This window comes from Aliterella sp. E5.1 (genome assembly GCF_057473825.1).
Genome location: NZ_JBYCCV010000061.1, coordinates 1 through 24,781, shown reverse-complemented (window position 1 = coordinate 24,781; position 24,781 = coordinate 1). Strand labels below are relative to the sequence as shown.

Genomic DNA, 24,781 nt, shown 5'->3' with positions numbered 1-24,781 from the left:
TTACTCTCTGCTTGACTGTCTCTAGGTCTAGATGAGGACAGGCTTGGGTTACTTGACTCCTATACATTTATCTTTGCCAAAGTTTTCTTTATTTAATACTCTACTACCTCTGACCACAACTTAGTATCAGATCGAGAGGTCGCAGGTTCGAGTCCTGCTCCGCTACACAAAAAAACAATCATGGGGTGGGGACTTCAACGTTGTCTACTCGTCAGCGTTTGAAGAAAATTCCTTGTTCGCAACTTGTCTTTATAAGACCGAAGAATTGAGGATTATCGGTTTATAGGTTCGACTCCTAACCCGCCCCCCAAATATACAACTTTCTTGTGATGGGTAGCTCAGTGGTAGAGGGCTAAAACATCTTCTCTTGAAAAGTTCTGTGGAAGGAAACCTTCCCCACAGACTTTTCGCTATTCGCAACTTGCTTGTAAAAGCCGTTCGCGAAGCGTGGCGTTAGCCAAGAACTAGCTATCGACTCATAATCTAGTGGTCGCAGGTGTCCCCTGAGCCTTGCTGAAGGGTTCGATTCCTGCCCCATCACACCAAAAACCAAACATCAAAACTGTGACTAATTAACAACAATATCTGGCGGGTAGTTCAATTGGCAGAACAGCCGGAATCCTTGATTAATAACTTGTCTTTTAAGACCGAAAATTGAGGGTTATCGTAAACCGGAAGATCGCAGGTTCAAATCCCGTACCGCCAGCCGACTATATTTTGCCTGCAAAGGCTGAGGGATACATTATGAATTACAACTTTTTTACCAAAAAAAAGTCGGGAACTCCCCAAAATCAACCTGTTCCTGGGCGGGAAACAGAGATGATTCAAGGACGTTCTGGCGGCTATATATTTGATCCTGGCATTTGGAGTATGGTGCGTCGCTGCTTGCTGATTGGTACGGCAAAAAGCACCTACTACGCTGGGAAAAAAGAATTAACCGATGATTTTGTTAATGTATTGGTGAGTGCGATCGCATCTAACCCCACTCGTGTAGGCGAAGAAATTGTCTATGCTAGTGATGGTCGCTCTATCAATAACAGCGCTCCTATCTTGGCTTTGGTGCTGCTCTCGATGGGCGAAACCAAAGAAGCAAAGCAAGCGTTTCAAGAAATATTTTCTACAGTTATTCGTACTGGTAGTCATTTTTATGAATGGTTGAGCTATACCAAATCTATGCGTGGCTTTGGTAAGGTTGTACGAGAAGCTGGCAAAACTTGGCTGTCGCGGGAAGATGTCAAAGGCTTGGCTTATCAGCTATTGAAGTATCAACAGCGTCAAGGTTTTACTCACCGAGATGCTTTGCGTTTATTTCACGTCAAGCCACCTACGGAAGAACACCGTCAGTTGTTTGAGTGGGCAGTGAAAGGATGGGACGAATTGCCTACAGAAATTCCTACCCCCGCCCTTGCTCAAATTTGGTGGTATGAATGGCTAAAGCGCAACCCCGAACAGACTCAGCAAGCTATTTCTCAAGGACACTTGACGCATGAAATGGCTGCGCCTGTGGGCAAAATGAATAAAGCCGCATGGCAATTGCTGTTTGAGGAGATGCCCATTGGTGCAATATTGCGTAACTTAGGTTTGTTGACGCAATTAGATGTCTTGCGAACCGATAGCGGGGCTAACTTAAAGCGCCTCGAAGCAACGCTAAATAGTAAAGATCGTTTGCGAACTGGACGCATCCACCCTATTGATGTCCTCAAAGCACTGAAAACCTACAAGTCTGGGGGAAAACTCGGACGTAGCAAAAAAAATTGGCAACCCGTACCCCGAATTGTAGACATTTTAGAAAAAGCTCTAGAAATGTCTTTTGAGGTTGTAAAACCTACAGGTAAGGTGTTCATGCACGCTGTAGACGTTTCGGGTTCGATGTCCTGCGCTGTTGTAGATTCGGTTGGTTTGAGTTGCTGCGAGATTGCGACAGCGATGGCTTTGGTGACAGCTAAAGCTGAGAAAAATTATGAAATTCGTGGTTTTTCTACGGATTTTCGTGACTTGGGGATTACCGCCAAAGATACGTTTAGTTTGGCGCTGAAGAAGTCTAGCAATCAAAACTTTGGGGGAACAGATGCTTCGGTTGCTTATGGCTGGATGATTAAAAATAAGTTCAAAGCCGATGTAATTTGCTTTTGGACTGACTCGGAAAGTTGGGCGGGGTACAAGCACCCCTCCGAAGCACTAGCGCAGTACCGTAAAAAGGTTAACTCAGATGTGAAAGCGGTGTATGTCACCCTTGCACCGTACCAATTAACTTTGGTAGATCCAACCGATCCTTTGTCTTGGGATATGGGAGGCTTCGATCCGGGAATCCCTCGCATTATTCAAATGGTTGCTAATGGTGAGCTATAGTCGGTTTTTGGCGGGAAATCCTCGTTCAATTTTTGCCCTTATGGGACGAAGAATGTAGGGTTATCAACAACTGACACCTTTGGGGTTTGCGGGTGCGATCGCACCCGCTCCTTTAATTAATGCGATCGCACAGGCTACAAATTAAATACGTGCAAGTGTTGCTTTATTTAAGAAAGAGCAATATTTTAATATCCACAATTCATCTCATCCTTTTGACAGACGTAAATCTTGCTTAGGAATTTTAGGGTGAGCGATGCAGCACGTTATCTGGATATGAACTGGAAAATAACGCTCTCCTTTGTCTTAGGTGTCACATTGCTAACAATTGTTGTGGGATGGCTGACAATAAATGGAGTGTTGCCCATTCAGCAAAATATTCAATTTAGTGCTACTGAACAAAACTTCCTGAGAGTTTGGCTGGGGTTAGCGATCGCTCTGGGTTTAATTCTGCCCACTATAGCTTGGTTAGGATGGTTCAAAAATCCTCAAGCTCGGAAGATTTTAGGTTTTTACTTATTTACACTAATTGTTCAAATTGCAACGGAGCAAGTATCTAGCAGTATTGGAGTGCCAAGTTTAGTAGTAACAATTGGCACAACTTACACTGTATTTCGCCTTTGGCAACTTTGGCAAGGACAACAACTGATATATAAAACGGCTGAAAATTTATCGAATCCCAAACTAATAAGTTCGTTACTGTTGCTTTTAGGGCTATTTTGGAGCAGCAATTTGTTCATGCTGTTAACTTTGGGGTGGTCTAGCATATTGAGTCGAGGGTAGCTTAATAATGCGTTCAAGTATCCTTTATCTGTTGCCAACTTTCTTCTGTCTGTCCATAATCTACTAACAAATACAGTCTTTACCTCCCTTGAAAGGATGGATAATTGAGTTACTACTAAAATAATTATCAAAGAAGACTGGTTAGAGTAATGAGAAAATTAATAACTATTTTAGTCAGCGCGATCGCATTTTTAATCTTTGTCACTACTCCAGCTTTAGCGGCATCAACAACGGAGACAGCTACACTTTTTACTAACAACTGTGCGGGTTGTCATCTAAACGGCGGTAATATTGTCCGGCGTGGGAAAAATTTAAAGTCAAAAGCATTAAAAAAATTTGGGATGGATTCGACAGATGCGATCGCATCTTTAATCAAAAATGGTCAATATGCTATGCCAGCTTACAAAGGTCGTCTCACCGAGCAGCAAATTCTTGATGTCTCCGCCTATGTATTAGAACAAGCCAAGCGCAATTGGAAGTAATATGTTTAAGCCAATTTTTGCTCTAAAGCTTTGCATTCTTTGCTGTTGTCTGCTGCTGGGTGCTTGTGGAACAGTAGCCGCAACCACGGATAATATTTATCAATTGAGAACTATCCACAGCCCTGATGGTATCGGTAAGTTTTATCAAGGTAGAGAAATAGCTAAAGTTATGGGGCATACCGAAGCCCTTTGGTTAGAGCGTCCTTCGCGGGAAGTTGAAGAACAACCACAAAAGCTGATAGATGCTTTAAATCTCGCTCCTACAAGCGTTGTGGCGGATATAGGCGCAGGTACAGGCTATTTTAGCTTTAAATTAGCGCAAAAATTACCTTTTGGCAAGGTCTTATCTGTAGATATTCAGCCAGAGATGTTAGATATTATTAAATTTCTAAAAAGTGAAAATAAAATTACTAATGTAGAGCCTATTTTGGGCAGTCTTACTAATCCTAACTTGCCTGAAAATAGCATCGATTTAGCAATTATGGTAGATGCTTATCACGAGTTATCGCAACCCCGTGAAGTCATGCAAGAAGTTGTCAAAGCCCTTAAATCCAAAGGCAAAGTAGTATTAGTTGAATATCGGCGAGAAAACCCGTTTATTGCGATTAAAAAACTGCACAAAATGACGCAAAAGCAAGCAATCAAGGAAATGTCCGATGTAGGTTTAGAATGGGTAGAAACTAAAAGCTTTTTACCATCTCAACATTTGCTAATTTTTGCCAAAGCTTAAATTATAATCTTACCTTCTCTTCTAATATTTAAAAAACTAAATCCCTAGCAAAAAATAATATTTCAGTCGGCTAAAGCAGACTGAAATATTAGCCTGGGGTTTTAACCCTAGGCGGGATAGTAAGCTAAAGCAAATCTATTTCTACTAACTAAATTATATCTGCTGCAAACTTACCTAAATTCTCTTGCCTCCATTTTGCATCTAACATACGATTAGTTTGCAATTCTAATACTCTAATTCCTGTAATTGGAAGCTCATTTAATCTTTGCTGTAATTGTTTCCAAGATTTAATCAATTCATGAGCTACATTATAAGTTGCACATAATTGAGCGAAATCAATATTTTGAGGAGTAGCAAAAAAATCCTCAAAGGGCGGCTCAAACTTAGAAATAGGTAACATTTCAAAAATTCCTCCACCATTATTATTAATTAAGATAATTGTTAGATGCCCAACAAATTTGTTATTTAATAAAAATCCATTAGTATCGTGCAATAAAGCCAAATCCCCCGTTAACATCACACTACTTTGCTGACGATGAGCTATACCTAAAACTGTGGACAAAGTACCATCAATTCCATTTGCGCCGCGATTAAAAAATGGTTGTACGTGCGAATTACTAGGTTGCCAGAAAAATTCTACATCTCTTACTGGCATACTATTAGAAATAAATAACGATGTTTCTGAAGGTAAAGCTGTAGATAATAGCCAAGCAGTTTTACATTCAAATATTTGCTCTATTTCTGCTATCTCACTATCTAGTTTTGCCCTAACTTTAGCTTCACAATCACACCATAATTGCAAGTAAGAGTTGTGGGCTTTAGGTAAAAACTTGTAAGTTTCAGCCAATTGCTCTACAGAAACTTGTAGATGAGTTGTTTTACCATGAAGTGGATCTAAATTGTGATTACAGGAGTCAACAATCCATTTTTCAGATTGAGTATAAGTTAACCAATTTCGCAACTCTTTACTTGTAGGTAGTTCGCCTACTTGAATTACAACTTCTGGCTTAAGCTGCTGAGATAACTCAGGGTTTCTTAGCAGTAAATCGTAAGTAGAAATGAGATAAGGATTTAAGTTTGCGTAGTTACGAACAGGGGATAAACCTTCTGCTAGTACGGGAAACTGAAGCAATTTAGATAAATGCGCGATCGCATTTACATATTCTTGTGCATTCTCCGGTTGTGCAACCCCAGCAATAATAATCCCGCGCTTGGATTCCTGCCATTGCATCGGAAATGTAGGCACGGATGTCTGCATACGTCTAACTGATTGCTGATTTATGCCGCTAAAAAAGTCTTCCTCAATCAACAAGTTATCTGCAATCCCATCAGGAAGCGGCGCTAAAGGATCTCGAAAAGGGATATTTATATGCACCACGCCAGCGACAGGATAAAGCGCCCTTTCCCAAGCATGAATCATTGTTTGGCGCAAATACGCCAACATCCCCATGTCCACCGATGGTAAAGCTAATTCTGTTTGCCAATTTGGGTAAGTGCCGTACAATTTTAGTTGATCGATAGTTTGTCCTGAATGACAATCTCGAAGTTCCGGTGGGCGATCGCAAGTTAAAACGAGTATTGGTACTCTGCTTTCTTTGGCTTCAATTATTGCAGGGTAAAAATTTGCCCCCGCCGTACCCGAAGTACATACCAGCGCCACCGGAAGCTTGCACCTGCGGGCTATTCCCAGGGCAAAGAAGGCAGCACTGCGCTCGTCAAGGACTGGTAAGGCTTCTATACCTGTTTGCCTTGCAAAGGCGATCGCAAGCGGCGTAGAACGCGAACCTGGACAGATGACGGCGGTAGTCAAACCCAGACGCTTGAGTGTCTCTGTCAGTACGGAAGCAAAAAGTAGATTGGTATTTCTATAATCAATCATTGAGCGGGGATAAACCCCATTATTAAGTAAGCAAGTTCTTACTATTTTAGTTGGCGGTTTGCTGGCATTTGAGGAAAATTATGGATTCGATTCAACTAACTGGGATTCGCAGCTATGGTTACACTGGCTACTTAGCTGAAGAACAAGTATTGGGACAATGGTTTGAGGTAGATGTGACGCTGTGGTTAGATTTGTCTATAGCGGGTTCAAGCGATCGCATTACCGACACCATCGATTATCGCACCATTATCACTAGCGTCCAGCAGCTAATTAAAACTTCTAAGTTTGTTTTGGTGGAAAAATTAGCAACAGAAATTGCTCAATCTATTTTAGATATTGGCGGAATATCGCAAGTTAAAGTGCAGTTAAGCAAGCCTGCGGCTCCAATTCCTGACTTTGACGGTAAAATTACAATTGAATTGACTAGAAACAAAGACTAATTGTAGTTGAAGTTAAAAGTTTTTTGCTGCCAAGATTTATTTATAGTCGGATTGTAAGTAGCCAATAAATTTTCTTGGGAAAGAGCGACAATTGGCGTATCGTCGGCAACTATAGCTTGATTGAAGCAAATAACGCGATCGCAATAACGCCTCACCATATTAATATCATGAGAAACTTGTAATATTGTCCAGTCTTCTTCTTGCTTTAATTGATCTAATAACTGATAAAATTCAGTCGCACCTTGCACATCTATCCCAGCAAAGGCTTCATCTAAAACTAATAGCTTTCTTGACATTACTAGGCAATAAGCTAATAATACTCGTTTAAGTTCGCCACCACTAAGAGTACCAATTGCTCGATGTTGCAAATGATCGGCGCTTACTCGGCGCAAAGCTTGGGTAATAGAAGCTTGTCTTTGATGATGCTGCTGACGAGAAAAGAAGGCAATTCCTTGATTTTTTACCCAACCCATTCCTATCAATTCTCGAACGCAAATTGGAAAACTACGATCGAAAATAAAGTTTTGTGGCATATAGCCAATTTGATAGCGTAGAGATTTTAGTTGCTCAATTGAGCAATTAAAAATATTTATTTTACCAGAAGAACGCTTAATTAAGTTTAAGATTGCTTGAACTAGCGTGCTTTTACCTGCCCCATTTGCTCCTACTATAGCTGTATTTGTTCCTGAGAATAATTCAAAAGAAACATCTCGTACTGCTAAATACTTTCCTTGATAAACTGTTAAGTTTTTAACTTGTAATATTGGCACTCTTTCATTCATATCTACACTCTATAAATATTTTTACTATTACTTGCAAGCGGTTTCTATAGTTTGGAGATTAGCTTGCATTGCTCGAAAATAATGCTGCGGATCGAGCGTGCCTGATTCTAACGAATCTAAGGGTTGTAAGGTTAAATTCAAGTCTTGAGAGAGTGCTTTAAGCAACTTATTATCAACACCTGGTTCGCCAAAAATTACTTTAGTTTCGTATTGCTTGACTGCATTAATTGCTTTTTGTACATCGGTAGGTGAAAGTTGATCTTCAGGAATTTCTACTACTGCAACTTGCTTAATTTGGTAGCGATTGGCTAAATAAGGATAAGCATCATGAAAACTAATAAACGTGCAATTATTGGCATACTTTTGCAAACGCTGCTTGTATTCAGCATCAAGCTTTTCTAACTGTTGAATATAATTTGTAGCATTAGCTTGATAAGTTGCTTTGTTTTCAGGATTTGCGGCAATCAAACCATCGCGAATATTGGCTACTTGTTGCTTTGCTAAAACTGGATCTAGCCAAACATGAGGATTTCCCGCCAAAGGCTTAATATTTGCACTAGCATCAATTTCTTTTAGTTGCTTATTTTGAGCGGATTTTACAGTTCCGTCTAAAAATTCTTCAAAATTAATGCCGTTTTTTACTAATACATTAGCCGTTGCGATCGCACTTACATTTGCTGGTGTTGCTTGGTAGTCGTGGACTTCTGTACCCGGTGGAATCAAAATTTCTACTTGTTCCTCTCCAACTACAGCTTTGGTAAACCAGTACATCGGCAAAAAAGTTGTTACTACTTTGAGCTTAGGTGTTGGAGATGGTTGCTGCACTTGAGAATTAGATTGGTTGCAGCCTGCTAAAGCTGATAGGACTAATCCCAATATAAGTAAGCTCTTTTGACTTCGCATTTTGAACGGTAATTATAAATGTAATGAGAATGAGTATTATTATACTTATACAATGAGAATCAATTTCATCCGCCAGCAAGTTTTTAGCCATAAATGCCAGTATTTGTCAGTTAATGTGCTATTTTGCAGAATAATTACAGCAATGGAATTGATTGCAAGTCCTAGCTTTCCGGCTGCTAGGCACTTGCCCTTGGCAAGAAAGTAAGTTTAAAAAATGTGGGTAGTGAGGAGTAATATAAATGCACAAAAATTTATGGAACTTATTGCTGGTTAGTCCAGTTGTTTGTGGAATAGTGCTAGGGTTTGGCAAAGCGATCGCCCAAGAACCCGCCGTCTCAGATAACACAATGGCGCAGGTGACTTCCGTTTCGCAGCTATCAGACGTGCAGCCGACAGATTGGGCTTTTCAAGCATTGCAATCTTTAGTAGAGCGTTATGGGTGTATTGCAGGGTATCCTGACGGCACATATCGAGGCAACCGAGCGCTAACTCGGTATGAATTTGCGGCTGGGTTGAATGCTTGTTTAGACAGAGTAAACGAGTTAATTGCTACTGCTACTAGCGATTTAGTCAAAAGAGAAGACTTAGCAACATTACAAAAGCTGCAAGAAGAATTCGCTGCCGAATTAGCCACTCTGCGCGGACGAGTTGATTCTGTCGAAGCCGCCACCGCAGAACTCGAAGCCAATCAATTTTCTACAACAACTAAGTTAAGTGGAGAAGTAGTAGCGGCGGTAGCTGGGATTGTTACTGGAGATGATATTGATGGTAATGACCTCGATCCTTCTACCATACTTGGACACAGGACGCGGTTAGAATTTGCTACGAGTTTTACAGGTAGGGATGCACTAATAACGCAACTTGCGACTGGAAACTTTCCTGGGTTCTCTAGCGTGACGGATACCGCCGAGGGAGAATTAGGCTTTACTCAAGATGATAATAATCAGATTGGCTTAGAAGTGCTGTTGTATAGCTTTCCTATTGGTGAGAGTACAGAAATTGTTTTCGGTGCAGTGGGGACAGCCTTTGATGACTTTGCAAGTACCGTTAATTTTTTGGATGGAGATGGTGCAACAGGAGCATTGTCTAGTTTTGGTACGCGCAACCCCATTTATTATTTGGGAGATGGTGCGGGTTTAGGAATTAGAAAGCAGCTAGGCGAAAGATTGGAGCTTAGTTTAGGATATTTGGCTGGAGAAGCAAATAATCCAGGCGAAGGCGATGGTTTGTTTCAAGGTCCTTACAGCACGTTAGTGCAAGTAGTAATTAAGCCCACGGAAAGATTAAATATTGGCTTAACTTACATCAATTCCTACAATGCTGATGATACAGGCACAGGTAGCGGTCGTAATAGCTTTGCCAGGTTTGATGATACATTTTTTGAAGACTTGGGTATTGCATCGGTAGATGTCCCAACTAGCAGTAATTCCTACGGCGTAGAATTATCGTGGCAATTGAGCGATCGCTTTGTCTTGGGTGGTTGGGTTGGTTATACCAATACTCAGTTACTTTCTACAGCAGGGGGATTTGATCGCGGTGATATTAATATCTGGAATTATGCTGTTACCTTAGCTTTTCCAGACTTGGGTAAAGAAGGAAACTTACTAGGTTTTGTGGTAGGAATGGAACCAAAAGTTACTGATTCTAGCATTAGTTCCACAAACCCAGACATTGATGCAGAATTAGGGGCAGATGAAGATAATTCATTCCATATTGAAGGATTTTATCAATTTCAAGTGACAGAAAATATTTCAATTACACCAGGGGTTATTTGGATTACCGCCCCTGGATTTAACCAAGATAACAACGATATCGTAATTGGAGCGCTCCGAACTACTTTCACTTTCTAATTGCAAATAATCAGGGAAGCCTTACAAGCTTCCCTTTAACTATCGCTGCTACTCCCTACACCCGTACAAGTTTCATCTACCCAAGACGCAATATTACTAACTTTACTTGCAGGGGCTACGCGCACTTCCAAACTTGATTCTGGAAGCTTTGGCGCATAACCATTTTTGCTGTTTGTCTGTACTACCGCACTGTTATAAGTCAGTCCATTGGGACTTGCATTAATTTCCGTATTATTTGCTATAGCAGTAATTTCTGCATTATTTACGGATTCCGTTAGGACTCTAATCTCTGCTTCAGGGTTAAAGTTTAGGCCTAAAGCCGCAACAATTTGGTCGGGATGATTGCTCAAAGCCACAATAAAGGGAAACATTTGGATTAGTTGCGGTTCCAAATTAGTTAAAGTTGCCAAAATAAAGCTAGATGAAGGGCGACGCTGACCGTCGTAGGTTCCCCAAATGCGTAACTTTGTCATCCAAGGACGATTGCGCCGATAGTAAAGAAGCCATTTAACTTTCAATGATTGGCGTAGCTGCTGAATATCCACTAAACTTACCTCAAATACCAATATCAAAACCCTCTAGCCATAGGATCGCCAAACTTGGTAATTTTAGTCAAGAGTTAGGTGTTACATTGCTTATTCTGGATCGATACCTAATTCTTGCAGTTTTTGCAGCAAGAAGTCGCCTCTTTGACGTTCAGCTTGTAGTTCAGCTTCTGCTTGTTGGGCGCGTTGAAGTTCGGTTTCTGCTCTTTGATTACTTATTACTTCTGCTTCCTCTGGAGTTGGGACTAAATCTCCTTCAGGCATAAAAAACCGTAACTGCTCATTAAAAATGCCTAGATATAACTGTAATTCATTACTCCACAACCAGCCTCGATCGTTAGGTGCGATCGCAACGTATTGACGATAATTGAGTTGAAATCCGGCAAATTCCAAAGTATAAGGGTCAAACCAGAAGTAATCGGGAGTGCGGAAAATATCTTGATACAGTTGCTTTTTCAAACCGCGATCGGTTTTAGCGGTGGAGTCGGACAGAATTTCTAAAATAAAGTTGGGATACTTGCCATCTTCTGCCCAAACCACCCAGCTTTTGCGCTCTTTGCGCTCCGTATCTAGCACCACAAATAAATCAGGCCCTCGGACATCTTCAGATTTGCGTTGACGAGTGCTGTAATAGATACTCAAATTAGCCCCAGCAAAGAAGTCCTGACGGTCTTGCCACAAGCGTTCTAGGCTGGTTAATAGTAGGATAATTTGTTTGAGATGGCGGTAAGATTCCAAGGGTGGCTCGTTGCTCAATAAGTCGCTGGGGGGAAATATTGGGGTATCAGTTTCGCTGCTTTGTACCATATTACTAAAAAATAGTTGCAGTCTTTAGGCTACTTACAGTCTATCTAACTAAAGAGGGGAAAAATTGCGATCGCACATCACAAAATCTGCTGTAGTAATAATCAACAGTCCAACTAAGCAATCAAATCGCCTTCACAAAGTAATAAAATTGTATTTATAAAAGCCTTTAATTCAGGACAGACTTTGACTGCTACCATCAAGTCATTGTCTTTTAAAATGCGTAGTGCATCGCGTTCCTTGTCATAACTGCGTTGGCTTTTGCCACTTTCAAATATTTCTTTAATCCGATAGGATGGCGGATTATTATGATTAACTTGCTCTGGCGCTCCGGTTGGTGCAGATTTATTGTGTTTAGCCAATTTTTGAATAGTTAACAAAAATGGTAGCAGCCAAGCTTCAAAATCATGTTGTGCTACGTGAGGGTAGAACTTTGGATTGTTTTCTACCCAAGCTGTCATTTTTGCCTTAGTATCGGCTCCATCTTTAAAATCTTTTGTTCCTGTGTAGACATCGGTTAGAGCAATTACAGCATCATAATCATCGTCACTCAGCAAATTCTCCACAACACGCCGGAGTTTTTCTTCTTTAGGAATGCGACCATCAGATGATATAAACTTAAGTTTGGGCATTTGTTTTTGTAGGCGTGTTTTGAGGAACGCTTCTAAAACTGGCTTAAAAGCCTTTTCTGTCTTTCCTTCAACTAAAATTGCGATCTTCATGGACGACCGCCAATTAAGTTCATCTGCCAAATTTGATCCAAGCTATAGTCTTTTAACCATTCGCTCCTGGTAAAGTTGCAGGACTCATTGATTGAGGTAAACGGACGGGGCTTTTTGAAGCAACATTTAATGCACCGTAAAACGTACAGGAAGCTAATCGCTTACGAAGATTCTCCGGCTCTTGATACATTTTAGGAACTTGAAAGAGCGATGTTTCATAAGGATTATGATCCCAATTTGGACGTAATAAGTTTTGATCTTGCGTATTAAAATACTTAACATCTGCTCCATGAGAATTTATATGCTTGAAAGGTTCAGAGGCATTAGGCTTATTCTTTTGGGTTAAGGTTTCTACTCCAATTTCATAGAACTGTCCTTTTGGATCGAGTTGGAGATAGTAATCTAATGGTGCATATCCACCGGATACACTCATTGTTAGTGCGATCGCTAATTTATCAGCTTTGTCACGAGTCATCATCTCGCTCAAACCGCCCATATCTGATATTTTTGATTGCAATTGACCATTAGCGGAGGCTGCCAGAAGTGAGAATATTTCAAGTAAAGAAGTTTTACCTACACCATTAGCGCCAATCATCACAGTTAAAGGTCGCATCTCAACTTCAACGGAAAACAAGCGGCGGTAGCCCTCAATTTTTATAGATTCAAAGGAATTCATAGTATTGTCTTCTATATTCATAGTCGCGTTTATTACACCTAAGCCTATTACCAGGCATTATCATATTTTTTTTGAAAACCTTTGCTTTACAAGCATCCCAATCGCAAGGTTTATAAACTTATTATTGCTCTAGCCAATCATGCCAGAAGATAAAGAAATTGTTGTGGAATTTAATAATGTTACTTTTAGCCTGCGCGATCGCTCTTTAGTATCCAATCTCAATTTCTCTGTCGTTCAAGGAGAAGCTTTAATACTTTTAGGGCGCAGTGGTAGTGGGAAAACTACCACCATGAAGCTAATTAATGGTTTATTTGCGCCCACTCAAGGAGAAGTCAGGGTTAGAGGGCGATCGACAAAAGATTGGGATTTAATTAAGTTGCGGCGTACTATTGGCTATGTAATTCAAGAAGTTGGCTTATTTCCCCACTTTACGATCGCACGCAATGTTGGTTTAGTTCCCGCTTTGGAGGGCTGGAATCCCAAACAGATTAAAGTGCGGGTTTACGAGTTATTGCAATTAGTGGGCTTAGATCCGGTACAATTTGGCGATCGCTATCCGCACGAATTATCAGGAGGACAACGCCAGAGAGTAGGGGTAGCCAGGGCTATAGCTGCCGATCCGCCGATATTATTGATGGATGAGCCTTTTGGCGCATTAGATCCAATTACGCGCTTAGAATTGCAGCAGGAGTTTCATCGGCTGCAACAGCAATTAAATAAGACGGTTGTGTTTGTAACTCACGATATTCAAGAAGCTTTTGTTCTTGCTTCTCGAATTGGTTTAATGGAGACTGGGCGCTTGGTAGTATTGGAAACACCCACAGAATTTTTAAAATCTTCCCAACCAGAAGCGATCGCATTTTTAGACTGTTTAGGGATGTTCAAACCATAAATGAATTTTAGCAATTTTTTCTTAGTTAAATATGGCTATGATATCTTTCAAGCAACGGGCAAACATTTATTTTTAGTTGGTACGGCGATATTTTTTGCCACCATTATCGGGATTCCTTTGGGAATCGTTATTACTCGTCAGGCAAATCTGCGTCAACCAATTTTAGGCATTGCCAATGTCCTCCAAACAATACCTAGCTTGGCTTTGTTTGGCTTTTTGCTGCCAATCCCAGTCATTGGCGGTATTGGCGAACGTACGGCAATTATTGCCCTAACTTTATATTCTTTTTTACCAATTATTCGCAATACTTACACTGGAATCGTTAATATCGATCCGGCTATTCGCGAAGCTGGGAGAGGGATGGGGATGACCAGCCGCCAATTATTACTTCAAGTAGAAATTCCCTTAGCTTTGGGGGTAATTTTGGCAGGGGTGCGCGTGGCGGCGGTAATTGGTGTTGGCGTGGCGACAATTGCGGCGGCTATTGGTGCGGGTGGTTTGGGTGAATTTGTATTTAGAGGGATTGCGACGTTAAATAACGAACTAATTTTAGCAGGGGCAGTTCCGGCGGCGGCGATCGCTTTATTGTTAGATGTAGCTATTGGTTGGCTTGAAGGGCGGTTTACAAAGGTGGCTAGAAGATGAAAAGGTTTTTGGCGTTATGCTTATTAAGTTTTGCTTTAATACTGGGGATTTATAGTTGTTCTGCTCCTAGCAATACTATTACGATTGGCTCCAAGGATTTCACCGAACAAGATATTTTAGGCGAACTTTTGGCGCAGCACATTGAAGCAAATACTAAGCTCAAAGTCAATCGTCGCTTGCATCTTGGCGGTACATTTATTTGTCATGAAGCAATTAAAGCCGGACAAATTGATGCTTATGTCGAATATACAGGCACAGCTTTTACTACGATTTTGAAGCAAAAGGCAATTACCGACCCGCAAAAAGTTTATCAGCAATTAAAACAAGCTTATGCCGAACAATTTCAGTTAGAAGTTGCACTTCCTCTAGGCTTTCAAAATACTTTTGCGATGATTATTCGCGGCGATGATGCTAGAGCAAAAAATGTGCAAACAATCTCCCAAGCAGCTAAATATACTCCCCAATGGCAAGCAGGTTTTGGCTACGAATTTAGCGAACGGGAAGACGGTTTACCAGGACTTAGTAAAACCTACAATATCAAGTTTACTAAACCACCCAAAATTATCGATTTAGGTTTGCTATACCAAGCGTTGCAACAAAAGCAAGTAGATATAGTTGCCGGAAACTCTACCGATGGGGCAATTGGGCGCTTAGATTTAGTTGTGCTGACTGACGATAAGCAATACTTTCCACCCTACGAAGCTGCGCCAATTGTGCGTCAATCTGTTTTAAAACAGCATCCAGAATTACAAAGTGCGATCGCGCAATTAGGCGGCTTAATTGATGAAGAACAAATGCGTCGTTTGAATTATCAAGTCGAAGGCGAAAAGCGAAATGTTAAACAAGTTGTTAGCGATTTTTTAAAAGCAAAAAAGTTAATTAAATAAGGGTATGGGGATTGACTTGGGGGCTATTTTCAGTTTAAAATTTGTGTTAAAATTGGAAATCTTAACTTCAATAATATTTTCGCAAACACTCCCATTATATAATTATGTGTCAATAGGTAAAAAGACGCAAGCGAAAGTCCAAAAAAGCATTAAAGTTTTAATATAAATACATGATGATTTAACGCATCAAAACTAATTTAAAATCTTCATACTGGAAAGCTATTTAATGTTAGTTAAAGAAAGCAAACAACGCAACTGGCAGCCAATAATTAAGCAATTTGAGGCAATTGTTGGTAAAAAAGGGGTGGTACAGCGCCGGGAAGAATTGATTACCTACGAATGCGATGGATTAGCCAGCTATCGCCAGCGCCCGGAAGTAGTAGTATTGCCCAGAACTACTGAGCAAGTAGCAGAGATAGTCAAAGTATGCGATCGCAATTCTATAGCTTTTATTGCTCGTGGTGCAGGTACGGGCTTATCGGGCGGGGCTTTACCTACAGAAAACTGCGTACTCATTGTTACGGCTTTAATGCGGCAAATAATTGACATTGATTTAGAGAATCAAAGAGTCACCGTGCAGCCGGGAGTAATTAACAACTGGGTAACGCAAGCTGTAAGTGGTGCTGGATTTTACTACGCGCCCGATCCTTCTAGTCAAATTATTTGCTCAATTGGTGGTAATGTAGCCGAAAATTCCGGGGGCGTACATTGCCTAAAATATGGCGTAACTACCAACCACGTTTTGGGACTAAAATTAGTATTGCCCGATGGCTCTATTGCCGATGTTGGCGGACAAATACCAGAGATGCCTGGATACGATCTTACTGGAGTATTTGTCGGTTCGGAAGGCACGTTAGGTATTGCAACAGAAATTACTTTAAAAATTCTCAAAACTGCCGAATCAATTTGCGTTTTACTTGCAGACTTTACCAGTATTGAAGCGGCAGGAGCGGCGGTTTCTGACATTATCAGCGCGGGGATAATCCCGGCGGGGATGGAGATGATGGACAATCTCAGCATCAACGCTGTAGAGGATGTTGTGGCGACAAATTGCTATCCCCGCGATGCGGAGGCAATTTTGTTAGTAGAAGTAGATGGTTTGCAAGTAGAAGTAGACGAAACGAAGAAACGGATTGCAGCTATTTGCAAGCAAAACGGAGCTAGAAATGTTACTTCAGCAAAGGATATAGAAACGCGCAATAAGTTATGGAAAGGGCGTAAAGCGGCTTTTGCGGCGGCGGGACATCTTAGCCCAGATTATTACGTGCAAGACGGGGTAATTCCCCGTACTAAGCTATCTTTTGTACTGCAAGAAATTGAGAATTTGAGCCAAAAATACGGCTACAAAATTGCCAACGTATTTCATGCTGGAGATGGAAACTTACACCCACTAATTCTTTACGATAATGCCGTACCTGGGGCATTTGAAAAAGTAGAAGAATTGGGCGGAGATATTCTCAAGCTTTGCGTCCAAGTAGGCGGTAGTCTTTCTGGAGAACATGGAATTGGCGCAGATAAAAAGTGTTATATGCCGAGTATGTTTACACAAATAGATTTAGAAACTATGCAGTATGTCCGCTCAGCATTTAACCCCAAAGGTTTGGCTAATCCAGACAAAATATTTCCTACACCTCGTACTTGTGGTGAAGCTGCAAATGCTCAAAACATCAAGCAATTTGAGAAAGTAGAGTTATTTTAATACAACATTAATAAACGCTCATAGCTAAAGCTATTTTCATGTAGCTTTAGCTATGAGCAAGCAGGTTGGAATCCTAGGCAAGCATACAAGTCAAGGGATAGACTAAACTTTTCTTCTAACTACAACTTTTTGGCAGGTGCTAGGACGACTAAACCATCATACTGCTCTTGTTTGCTAGTAGTAATGGTTGTTGAACTAAAGCTACGGACGCTACCAATAACTTGCTTAAAAAATTGAAAATCTGGGGCATTAAATACCGTCGGTGCAAGACCGCATACCCAAGCTAACGAAGAACCCATATTGATATAAAAAGAACCTTGATTAGAAGTAGGCAAGGAACTTGTAGCTGTAACAAAGTTATAGTCTTTTGGTAGTTGTTTTTGAGGCTGGGGTAATAATTCTTTCATTGCTCCTAATCCCATGGAAATTAATAGAGTTTTATCATCTACCCAACTATAAGCAAATACACTTTGTTCGCCAAAGTCCCAAGTATTGATAGAAAAACCATCAATATCATTGTAAGTATTGACGGATAATGCACCGCTAAAAATCCCCTCAACTGATTTGCCTAATTTACTTAAACTAGATTCAGCTTTAGGGCGATTTGTTGTTTGGACAAAAAAGCCTAAACCCATCTTTAATTGACTACTTAGCAAGCCTTGTTCGGTAGGATAGAAAAATAAAGCAAACTCGCCGTCCATCCAGCCTAAAATATCTTTGTTGAGGTCTAACCCGGTGGTACTGGTAACAGCTTGGTTGAGCTTTGTTAGTCCATCTTTTAACTGCGGATTGCTACTTAGTACAGTTACTAGCATTTGCCACTGTCCATAGATATTGCGCCCAGTAGTTGCAGAGTAGGCGGGTGCGGGTATACGCGGGAGTAATTGCGCGGTATTGGGAGTAAGGTTACTAGCCAAATTGGGCTGGCGGCGATAGGCGTTGAGTTGCAAGCGCAAGCCTTTTTCTTGCTCCCATACCAAACCATTTAGCGAACTATATTGCTCTACTTGGGCAGAATTAAAGGCGCTTGGCGGGATGGGAAATGGTAAATTAGGATCTTGGGCTAAGGACTTGAATAAAGCTAAAAATTTATTAGGGTCTTCGTAGAGAGTAAATAGTGCTTGACTATATTGAGGATGCTGAGTTGTCTGTTTAAAATTAGGGTTTTGCGCTAAATTAGCACTGCCTAGAGGCTTGTCTATTAATTGTTCAATCGGTTTAGCAGTGCTGGATGTAACTAGATATCCTGGCAATAGTGCGATCGCCATACCTCGACGTTTGATAGTATTTGGTTTAGAGATAGGCAAGGTGGGTAAGTCTGGGATTGCAGCTACCAACGATTTAGGCATAGACAATTTAGAAGTTTTTGGTAGCAACTTAGTAGAAACTGGCGGGGTAGCTTCTGGAGTATTAGGTGTAGTGGGCGCTGGAGGTTTCCATTCCAAAATTCTCACACCTTTATATTGTCTTTCTGTAACTTCTTGCTGCTTATTTGCCTTAAATTTATCTATCAATGCTTGCAACTGCTGTTCGTCTTTTACCGCCGCCAAAATCAAAAAACTAGCATCTAAACTGGCTGGTTTTAAGACTTTTTGCGGCATAAATGCTACAGCTACTTGTTCTCCTAACCAAGGTTTGATATCTGTTTGATAATTTAAACCCATTTGAGGAGGAAATATCTTTTCTGCATTAGCGAAAATTTGCGCAAATAATTCAAACTTGCTTAAGCTTTGCCATTTTTCTGTTTTGGTACTAATCAAACCTACCAATGGTGTATCTGGGGTAAAAGCTGTGCAACAGGCGTTGGAGATAATAGTTTTTGGGGGAGGGTTTGAGAATCAAGCGCCACAGTGTTTACTGCTAGTATTGATGATGCGAAAAGTGCTAACAAGTTTTTTACCTAATATTTAAAATATTACTTTGCATCTTAACTTAGCTAACTAGACATATTTAAAATGCTTTAAACTTTTATAAGTCTTTACTTATTGATTGTACTAAAAGGCAATACAACTGTAAAAGTAGTTCCTAGTCGCACTTCACTATTAACCTTAATTGTGCCACCGTGCAATTCTACATACTGTTTAACAATTGATAATCCAAGACCTGTACCTGGAATTGATACTGCTAACAAGATTAGTAACAATTCGATTGCTGTCTAAAAGCATCAGCAATAATAAAGGTAAAAACAAACAACAGATTAAAAGATTTAATAAATTTTCCTGCAAAGATATACTGTTGGTAGCTTGAGGCTGACCTACCCACCTGGCAAGAGGCAAGTAAGTAATTATTAAGTTGGCAGTTAAAGCATTAGCGATTCCATTTACGGCTTGCTTAAATATTGTCAATAAAAGCTGCGTACCATCTAAATGCAAAAATAAAGAATAAAACAACCAACCCAAAGGCATACCAACAAACAGCCAGTAAAGCATATCTAATAGAAGAATATTCTGTTGGTGTTCGCGCAATAAACCTATAAAAAAATTCTAAAACAAGAATAATTGCTGTGTAGGGATGATGCACAAAAATATAGTTTGAATGCGAGAAACAACTGCTACTAATAAACCCCAACTATTACCAAAGAGGTATAAAATAATCAAACTAGCAATGCTACCGAACAAAAAAGATATTCCGAAAAATAAATCCAACGTGAAATAGTTGCCGGATAATGCTGCTAGGCTGAGAAGAAGTAAGGCTAGAAAAGATCTTTTACTAAAAAAAGGTGATAGCATCATGCCTTAAATAGTTGTAGGTTTAAAAACACAGACTAATTGCAAATATGATTATTTTACTAGGGGGCTAAATCAATATAAACTAAATCAGTATACTTACTATTGTTATTAATAGATGAATTAGGATGAATGAGACTTATTCTCAAATAAAGACCCTAGTTAGTCAAGAAAATTTTTGCCTGTGGGAAAACCTCAACTCTATCAAACAAAAAACAATAACTCAAGCGATCGCATCTACAACTAATCCGCAGTGTGTTGTTTATCCCCAGACTCCCGCAGAACTAGCATCTATTCTTGCCCATACTTACAATAGCAATGGCAAGATTTTACTTTGTAGCGGTGGTAGCAAACTTACTTGGGGTGGGTTAGCACACAATGTAGATGTAGTTGTGAGTACCGAAGGATTAAACCAAGTAATTGAACACGCTGTAGGCGATTTGACAGTGACTGTAGAAGTTGGAACCAAATTTGCTGATTTGCAGGCTGCTTTAGCAAAATCTGGGCAATTTCTCCCCCTCGACCCTACCAGCCCCGACCTAGCTACCATAGGAGGTATTATCGCTACGGGGGATACAGGTTCGTTGCGCCAACGCTACGGTGGAGTAAGAGACTTGTTGCTAGGTATTACCTTTGTCCGCGCCGATGGACAAATTGCCACGGCGGGAGGACGGGTAGTAAAAAATGTTGCTGGGTACGATTTAATGAAATTATTTACTGGCTCTTATGGCACACTAGGCGCAATTTGTCAAGCCACCTTGCGAGTCTATCCGCTACCAGAAGCGTCCGCAACCGTCCTGTTGATAGGAGACGTAGAAAAGCTTACCCAAGCAACCAAAACCCTCCGCGCTTCAGCCTTAACCCCTACCAAATTTGATTTATTGTCACCTGGGTTAGTCAAAAATTTGCAGTTGGGTGAGGGGGTAGGATTAATTGCTAATTTTGCCAGCTTAAAGGAAAGCGTCAACCAACAGTCAGCAACCCTTGTAGAAGTAGGGAAACAGTTGGGATTGCAGAGTGCTGTTTATACAGATACACAAGACACTACTATCTGGCAAAAATTGCAGCAACAAATGCGCCAACAGGAGACATCGCTGATTACTTGCAAAATAGGAATATTACCAGCCGCCGTAGAGGTATTGTTGCAAATAGATAGTGCAAGCCGGGGAATGAGCTTAATTCATGCAAGCAGTGGCTTGGGGGTGTGGAGATGCCCAGCCGATACTACTGTCGCAGAGATTTTACAAGTGCGATCGCTTTGTCAAAGTCAGGGTGGTTTTCTTACAATATTAGAAGCACCTATTGCTTGCAAGCAACAATTAGATGTGTGGGGTTACTCTGGTAACTCTTTGGAATTGATGCAAAAAATTAAACATCAATTTGATCCCAAAAATATCCTTAATGCTCACCGTTTTGTAGGCGGAATTTAGATAAATTTTTAATTATGCAAACTTCCGAAACTCCTAAAAGCGACTTTGCAACTCTAAGTAATATTAATGGCTTTGATGAGCAAAACCCACCCAATCCTAAATTAATTGATACTTGCGTCCACTGTGGATTTTGCCTTTCTACTTGTCCAAGTTACAGAGTAATTGGTAAAGAGATGGATTCGCCTAGAGGCAGAATTTATCTGATGGATGCCATTAATGAAGGAAAAATACCTTTAAATGAAGCGACAGTAGAGCATTTTGATTCTTGTTTAGGTTGTCTTGCTTGCGTGACAACTTGCCCATCTGGAGTACAGTATGACAAATTATTAGTGGCAACTCGTCCGCAAATTGAGCGCAATTATCCCCGGAGTTTGCCCGATAAATTAATTAGACAAATCATTTTTTCTTTATTCCCTTACCCGAATAGATTGCGCTTTTTACTTGCGCCTTTATTGGTATATCAAAAGCTTGGCTTACAAAAAATTGTTCGCTCTACAAACTTACTCAAAAAAGTATCTCCACGCCTAGCAGCGATGGAATCAATTTTACCGAAAGTTACTCTCAAAGCCTTCCAAGACAACTTACCTACGGTCATTCCCGCTCAAGGAGAAAAACGTTATCGTGTAGGCATGATTTTAGGTTGCGTACAGCGCTTATTTTTCTCCCCAGTTAATGAAGCTACAGTAAGAGTTTTAACTGCTAATGGTTGCGAAGTAATAATTCCGCGTAGTCAAGGCTGTTGTGCGGCGCTTCCCGAACATCAAGGACAATCGCAGCAAGCGCAAAGTTTGGCTAGACAAATGATTGATAGTTTTGCAGATACGGAAGTTGATGCGGTAATTATTAATGCTGCTGGATGCGGGCATACTTTAAAAGAATACGGTCATATATTACAAGATGACGCCGAATATAAAGAAAAAGCTCAAGAATTTGCAAGTAAAGTTAAAGACGTACAAGAGTTTTTAGCAACCGTAGGACTAACAGCAAAACTATCTCCTATTACCGATGAACAATTAACTATCGTTTATCAAGATGCGTGTCATTTATTGCACGGTCAAAAAATTAGCGTCCAACCGCGTCAGTTGTTAAAACAAATTCCTCAAGTCAAACTAGCTGAACCAGTTGATGCAGCTTTATGTTGTGGTAGTGCGGGTGTTTATAATATGTTGCAACCGGAAGTTGCGGAGGAATTGGGCAACCAAAAAGTGGAAAATTTACTCAATACGGGTGCAGATTTAATTGCGTCCGCTAACCCTGGTTGTACGTTGCAAATAACTAAACATTTAGAGTTGCAAGGTAAAAAAATCGATGTAATCCACCCCATAGAATTATTAGATTATTCAATTCGGGGAATAAAGTTACCTAAATAAGTTATGAACTGGCAAGAAGTTTGTGCAGACAAAGCATTGCAAGATATCCCCTACAAAATTGAGCTTAATCGCTGGGGTCAAATTGTTATGAGTCCAGCGAAAAACAAGCATTCTGTTTATCAAGGTTTAATTCAATCAATAATTCAATCAATGGTCAAACAAGGCTTAACTTATCCAGAGTGTCCAATTCAAACTGAGGATAATGTAAAAGTAGCTGATGTAGTTTGGATTTCTAGAGAAAGATATAAACAGATCAAGAACGATGATATTTGTTCAATTGCTCCAGAAATTTGCATTGAAATAAAATCATCTAGCAATACGCTAGAAGAAATGAAGTTTAAAAAAGAGCTTTATTTTAAGGCTGGCGCATCAGAATTTTGGTTGTGCAATGAAAACGGAGAAATGAGTTTTATAGCCCAGATGGACAGATAACAAATTCAGCAATTGTACCAAGTTTCCCTACTTTCATTGAGCTTTAAATTTTTATAATGAGTGTTTGCAACATTTTTTCTATATAGCAATCTTAAATCAATTGTGAACATTGTTGGGGCGCAATGCATTGCGCCCCAACAATGGTTATATGTTTATGAATTAAATAGGATTTCTATATGATTTACAATCGTTAATTGCCATACAAATATTTATAGAAAAATTAAGTTTAAGAACTTCGGAAGGAAGCATAAAGATGATTTATTTCCTTACAAGCGTCTATAAAAGCCTCAGCATCTTTTTTGTTCGGGAAGCTATATAATCGTTCCCCTGTAGATGGTTCTCCGGTGTCTTTACCATTGCAGTTTGTTACAGTTGGTATGCTGTGAACATCAAAAGATTTTGCAAAAGTAACTTTAACATTCCAAACCATAGTTTTTATACCTTTATTAGATATCTCAATATCATAAATTAATTATATTGTTTTCAATGCCTTAGTAGAAAACAATAATCTAAAAAGAGGTTTATAAAAAACCATCTTACTTAGCTGCTAACAAGTTCCCTAGAAGTGTGACGCTGCGTTGCCACCAACCACTTACCGCCTGAAGGCGCGAGGGTAATGCCGCGACGTACAGGTATTACCGCTTGATTTCCAGCAATCGCCAAACTGTAGCGAGACATCACGGTTGCCAACACTAATTTCATCTCATATAAGGCAAATGCCATGCCAATACAGCGCCGATTGCTACCTCCAAAGGAGATGTATTCGTACTACGAGAATTGCCGCTCTAGAAAGCGCTCTGGCTTGAACTGCTTGGGTTCTGGGTAAAGGTCTGGGCGATGGTGAGTTAAATAAATGCAGGGAGCAAGTAAAGTATCTTTGTCAAACTCTTGTCCCATAATACTGGTAGAAGAATTGGCAATACGGAAAAAAGCAAGGATCGCAATGGGATAAATTCGCAGCGTCTCTTGACAAATGGCATTTAGATAGGGAAGTTTGGAAATCGCACTAAAGTCTAAATTCCCCAAGCTTGCTAAATCATCCATAAGTTTGCGCTTAACTTCTGGCAAATGATGAATCCAGTACAAAGCCTAGGTTAAAGCCGAACCAGTCGTTTCATGACCTGCAACAAGTAAAGTTAGCAACTCGTCGCGTAATTCTAGAGCCCTCATTGGTTCGCCATTTTCATCAATAGCTGCCATTAGCAAACTCAGAATATCTACCCGCGACGAATCCGGATGCTGGCGGCGATCGCTTATTTGGGCATATATAATCTCATCTATTTGCGCTCTTTGGCGGAGGAATTGCCCCCCAGGACTCCAAGCACCCAAATCTTGCCGTAAGGCTTTAACGGATTTCGCGGAATTCCCCTTCCTCGCCGCAGGCAGGGAGGGGATGGATAGCGGGAGACTCTTAGTCTCCAATTAGTCTTGACTTTCACTTCTAGGTATGAGATTATACATATACCCAAAGCTCTAGTTGGGAGAGAGGACGTAGCCGCAGTTGGCGAACCGCTTGCAGAGCAGATAAAAAGACTAGAAACTGCACTGAACTTGAAAGGTGAATAACGTAACTTTTCATACAAAAGTTCTAAACCCAAAAAACAAATATTTTCGTCTCAGGAAGTGGGACGACTGCCTATGGAGGCTGAGTAAGTCCAACATCGTTACTAGATGATGAAGGCATCGGCTGATGAAGTGGGAAGCTCCGAGGACGAATAAAACCGTCCCTGAATTGAGCTTGGTTGGAAGCCCCAACCT

General features: G+C 40.4%; 21 protein-coding genes, 1 tRNA gene and 3 pseudogenes. 14 read left to right on the top strand and 11 right to left on the bottom strand.

Annotation, left to right across the window (positions count from 1 at the left end; genetic code table 11):
• The first annotated feature begins 327 nt into the window (after positions 1-327).
• The 5 genes from AC2VE5_RS17190 (at position 328) to AC2VE5_RS17170 (ending at position 4,341) form a co-directional block, all read left to right on the top strand.
• A tRNA-Met gene (locus AC2VE5_RS17190) sits at positions 328-541 on the top strand.
• A gap of 203 nt (positions 542-744) precedes the next feature.
• Complete coding sequence (locus AC2VE5_RS17185) at positions 745-2,349, top strand: TROVE domain-containing protein (protein WP_486888944.1); 1,605 nt, start codon at positions 745-747, stop codon at positions 2,347-2,349.
• Between the two features lie 246 nt (positions 2,350-2,595).
• Positions 2,596-3,129 (top strand): hypothetical protein, encoded by a 534-nt coding sequence (locus AC2VE5_RS17180; RefSeq protein WP_486888943.1) that lies wholly within the window; start codon positions 2,596-2,598, stop codon positions 3,127-3,129.
• 149 nt (positions 3,130-3,278) lie between these two features.
• Complete coding sequence (gene petJ / locus AC2VE5_RS17175) at positions 3,279-3,611, top strand: cytochrome c6 PetJ (RefSeq protein WP_486888942.1); 333 nt, start codon at positions 3,279-3,281, stop codon at positions 3,609-3,611.
• Between the two features lies 1 nt (position 3,612).
• Positions 3,613-4,341: a class I SAM-dependent methyltransferase gene (locus tag AC2VE5_RS17170; protein ID WP_486888941.1), complete on the top strand. Its 729-nt coding sequence runs from the start codon at positions 3,613-3,615 to the stop codon at positions 4,339-4,341.
• Between the two features lie 148 nt (positions 4,342-4,489).
• Here AC2VE5_RS17170 and menD read toward each other — a convergent pair whose 3' ends face one another.
• Positions 4,490-6,220, bottom strand: a complete 1,731-nt coding sequence (gene menD, locus AC2VE5_RS17165; protein WP_486888940.1) for a 2-succinyl-5-enolpyruvyl-6-hydroxy-3-cyclohexene-1-carboxylic-acid synthase — start codon at positions 6,218-6,220, stop codon at positions 4,490-4,492.
• Between the two features lie 80 nt (positions 6,221-6,300).
• On the opposite strand from menD, the gene folB reads away from it, so the two are divergent.
• The gene (gene folB / locus AC2VE5_RS17160) at positions 6,301-6,660 is read left to right on the top strand and encodes a dihydroneopterin aldolase (RefSeq protein ID WP_486888939.1); all 360 of its coding nucleotides are present in this window, start codon (positions 6,301-6,303) and stop codon (positions 6,658-6,660) included.
• Here folB and AC2VE5_RS17155 read toward each other — a convergent pair.
• Positions 6,657-7,442 (bottom strand): metal ABC transporter ATP-binding protein, encoded by a 786-nt coding sequence (locus AC2VE5_RS17155; protein WP_486888938.1) that lies wholly within the window; start codon positions 7,440-7,442, stop codon positions 6,657-6,659. The two genes, folB and AC2VE5_RS17155, sit on opposite strands and share 4 nt — an antisense overlap.
• Positions 7,443-7,469: 27 nt before the next feature.
• A complete protein-coding gene (locus AC2VE5_RS17150) occupies positions 7,470-8,345 on the bottom strand; it encodes a metal ABC transporter solute-binding protein, Zn/Mn family (protein ID WP_486888936.1) in 876 nt (291 codons plus the stop codon).
• A 239-nt stretch (positions 8,346-8,584) separates the two neighbouring features.
• Between AC2VE5_RS17150 and AC2VE5_RS17145 the strand changes: the two genes are divergently transcribed.
• Positions 8,585-10,195: an iron uptake porin gene (locus tag AC2VE5_RS17145; protein ID WP_486888935.1), complete on the top strand. Its 1,611-nt coding sequence runs from the start codon at positions 8,585-8,587 to the stop codon at positions 10,193-10,195.
• Positions 10,196-10,230: 35 nt separating this feature from the next.
• On the opposite strand, the gene AC2VE5_RS17140 is transcribed toward AC2VE5_RS17145, so the two are convergent.
• The 4 genes and pseudogenes from AC2VE5_RS17140 to AC2VE5_RS17125 form a co-directional block, all read right to left on the bottom strand.
• Positions 10,231-10,740, bottom strand: a complete 510-nt coding sequence (locus tag AC2VE5_RS17140; RefSeq protein WP_486888934.1) for a DUF5331 domain-containing protein — start codon at positions 10,738-10,740, stop codon at positions 10,231-10,233.
• A gap of 90 nt (positions 10,741-10,830) precedes the next feature.
• Entirely contained in the window at positions 10,831-11,547 is a 717-nt protein-coding gene (locus AC2VE5_RS17135) for a Uma2 family endonuclease (protein ID WP_486888933.1), read from the bottom strand.
• A 113-nt stretch (positions 11,548-11,660) separates the two neighbouring features.
• Positions 11,661-12,266 carry a DUF4276 family protein gene (locus AC2VE5_RS17130; RefSeq protein WP_486888932.1) on the bottom strand — a complete coding sequence of 202 codons (606 nt, stop codon included), beginning with the start codon at positions 12,264-12,266 and terminating at the stop codon, positions 11,661-11,663.
• A gap of 55 nt (positions 12,267-12,321) precedes the next feature.
• Positions 12,322-12,942, bottom strand: a pseudogene (locus tag AC2VE5_RS17125) (AAA family ATPase); the annotation flags it as partial.
• A 139-nt stretch (positions 12,943-13,081) separates the two neighbouring features.
• Here AC2VE5_RS17125 and AC2VE5_RS17120 point away from each other — a divergent pair.
• The 4 genes from AC2VE5_RS17120 (at position 13,082) to glcD (ending at position 17,065) form a co-directional block, all read left to right on the top strand.
• A complete protein-coding gene (locus AC2VE5_RS17120) occupies positions 13,082-13,834 on the top strand; it encodes an ATP-binding cassette domain-containing protein (RefSeq protein WP_486888931.1) in 753 nt (250 codons plus the stop codon).
• A complete protein-coding gene (locus AC2VE5_RS17115; protein WP_486888930.1) occupies positions 13,835-14,479 on the top strand; it encodes an ABC transporter permease in 645 nt (214 codons plus the stop codon).
• Positions 14,476-15,366: a glycine betaine ABC transporter substrate-binding protein gene (locus tag AC2VE5_RS17110; protein WP_486888929.1), complete on the top strand. Its 891-nt coding sequence runs from the start codon at positions 14,476-14,478 to the stop codon at positions 15,364-15,366. The genes AC2VE5_RS17115 and AC2VE5_RS17110 overlap by 4 nt, the downstream gene beginning before the upstream one ends.
• A gap of 226 nt (positions 15,367-15,592) precedes the next feature.
• Positions 15,593-17,065, top strand: coding sequence for a glycolate oxidase subunit GlcD (gene glcD / locus AC2VE5_RS17105; protein ID WP_486888928.1), 1,473 nt, complete (start codon positions 15,593-15,595; stop codon positions 17,063-17,065).
• Positions 17,066-17,184: 119 nt separating this feature from the next.
• Here glcD and AC2VE5_RS17100 read toward each other — a convergent pair whose 3' ends face one another.
• Positions 17,185-18,834 carry a DUF3352 domain-containing protein gene (locus tag AC2VE5_RS17100; protein WP_486888927.1) on the bottom strand — a complete coding sequence of 550 codons (1,650 nt, stop codon included), beginning with the start codon at positions 18,832-18,834 and terminating at the stop codon, positions 17,185-17,187.
• A gap of 209 nt (positions 18,835-19,043) precedes the next feature.
• Positions 19,044-19,184 (bottom strand): annotated as a pseudogene (locus AC2VE5_RS17095) (ATP-binding protein); the annotation flags it as partial.
• Positions 19,185-19,919: 735 nt separating this feature from the next.
• Between AC2VE5_RS17095 and AC2VE5_RS17090 the strand changes: the two are divergent.
• From AC2VE5_RS17090 to AC2VE5_RS17080, 3 genes are read left to right on the top strand one after another with little or no spacing between them, the layout of a single operon-like run.
• Positions 19,920-21,221 (top strand): FAD-binding oxidoreductase, encoded by a 1,302-nt coding sequence (locus tag AC2VE5_RS17090; protein WP_486888926.1) that lies wholly within the window; start codon positions 19,920-19,922, stop codon positions 21,219-21,221.
• 14 nt (positions 21,222-21,235) lie between these two features.
• On the top strand, positions 21,236-22,591 hold the full coding sequence (locus AC2VE5_RS17085; protein WP_486888925.1) for a (Fe-S)-binding protein: 1,356 nt from the start codon (positions 21,236-21,238) through the stop codon (positions 22,589-22,591).
• A gap of 3 nt (positions 22,592-22,594) precedes the next feature.
• A complete protein-coding gene (locus tag AC2VE5_RS17080) occupies positions 22,595-23,023 on the top strand; it encodes a Uma2 family endonuclease (protein ID WP_486888924.1) in 429 nt (142 codons plus the stop codon).
• A 226-nt stretch (positions 23,024-23,249) separates the two neighbouring features.
• On the opposite strand, the gene AC2VE5_RS17075 is transcribed toward AC2VE5_RS17080, so the two are convergent.
• Both AC2VE5_RS17075 and AC2VE5_RS17070 read right to left on the bottom strand, forming a co-directional pair.
• A complete protein-coding gene (locus tag AC2VE5_RS17075) occupies positions 23,250-23,453 on the bottom strand; it encodes a hypothetical protein (protein ID WP_486888923.1) in 204 nt (67 codons plus the stop codon).
• Between the two features lie 110 nt (positions 23,454-23,563).
• Positions 23,564-24,367 (bottom strand): annotated as a pseudogene (locus tag AC2VE5_RS17070) (cytochrome P450); the annotation flags it as partial.
• Between the last annotated feature and the right edge of the window lie 414 nt (positions 24,368-24,781).

Excerpts from the sequence above, each read along its gene's own strand:
- AC2VE5_RS17110 (WP_486888929.1), top strand. The coding sequence starts at position 14,476 with ATGAAAAGGTTTTTGGCGTTATGCTTATTAAGTTTTGCTTTAATACTG.
- AC2VE5_RS17170 (WP_486888941.1), top strand. The coding sequence starts at position 3,613 with ATGTTTAAGCCAATTTTTGCTCTAAAGCTTTGCATTCTTTGCTGTTGT.
- AC2VE5_RS17155 (WP_486888938.1), bottom strand. The coding sequence starts at position 7,442 with ATGAATGAAAGAGTGCCAATATTACAAGTTAAAAACTTAACAGTTTAT.
- AC2VE5_RS17145 (WP_486888935.1), top strand. The coding sequence starts at position 8,585 with ATGCACAAAAATTTATGGAACTTATTGCTGGTTAGTCCAGTTGTTTGT.
- AC2VE5_RS17085 (WP_486888925.1), top strand. The coding sequence starts at position 21,236 with ATGCAAACTTCCGAAACTCCTAAAAGCGACTTTGCAACTCTAAGTAAT.
- AC2VE5_RS17135 (WP_486888933.1), bottom strand. The coding sequence starts at position 11,547 with ATGGTACAAAGCAGCGAAACTGATACCCCAATATTTCCCCCCAGCGAC.
- AC2VE5_RS17130 (WP_486888932.1), bottom strand. The coding sequence starts at position 12,266 with ATGAAGATCGCAATTTTAGTTGAAGGAAAGACAGAAAAGGCTTTTAAG.
- AC2VE5_RS17075 (WP_486888923.1), bottom strand. The coding sequence starts at position 23,453 with ATGGTTTGGAATGTTAAAGTTACTTTTGCAAAATCTTTTGATGTTCAC.
- glcD (WP_486888928.1), top strand. The coding sequence starts at position 15,593 with ATGTTAGTTAAAGAAAGCAAACAACGCAACTGGCAGCCAATAATTAAG.
- AC2VE5_RS17080 (WP_486888924.1), top strand. The coding sequence starts at position 22,595 with ATGAACTGGCAAGAAGTTTGTGCAGACAAAGCATTGCAAGATATCCCC.
- petJ (WP_486888942.1), top strand. The coding sequence starts at position 3,279 with ATGAGAAAATTAATAACTATTTTAGTCAGCGCGATCGCATTTTTAATC.
- AC2VE5_RS17090 (WP_486888926.1), top strand. The coding sequence starts at position 19,920 with ATGAATGAGACTTATTCTCAAATAAAGACCCTAGTTAGTCAAGAAAAT.
- AC2VE5_RS17185 (WP_486888944.1), top strand. The coding sequence starts at position 745 with ATGAATTACAACTTTTTTACCAAAAAAAAGTCGGGAACTCCCCAAAAT.
- folB (WP_486888939.1), top strand. The coding sequence starts at position 6,301 with ATGGATTCGATTCAACTAACTGGGATTCGCAGCTATGGTTACACTGGC.
- AC2VE5_RS17120 (WP_486888931.1), top strand. The coding sequence starts at position 13,082 with ATGCCAGAAGATAAAGAAATTGTTGTGGAATTTAATAATGTTACTTTT.
- AC2VE5_RS17115 (WP_486888930.1), top strand. The coding sequence starts at position 13,835 with ATGAATTTTAGCAATTTTTTCTTAGTTAAATATGGCTATGATATCTTT.
- AC2VE5_RS17150 (WP_486888936.1), bottom strand. The coding sequence starts at position 8,345 with ATGCGAAGTCAAAAGAGCTTACTTATATTGGGATTAGTCCTATCAGCT.
- menD (WP_486888940.1), bottom strand. The coding sequence starts at position 6,220 with ATGATTGATTATAGAAATACCAATCTACTTTTTGCTTCCGTACTGACA.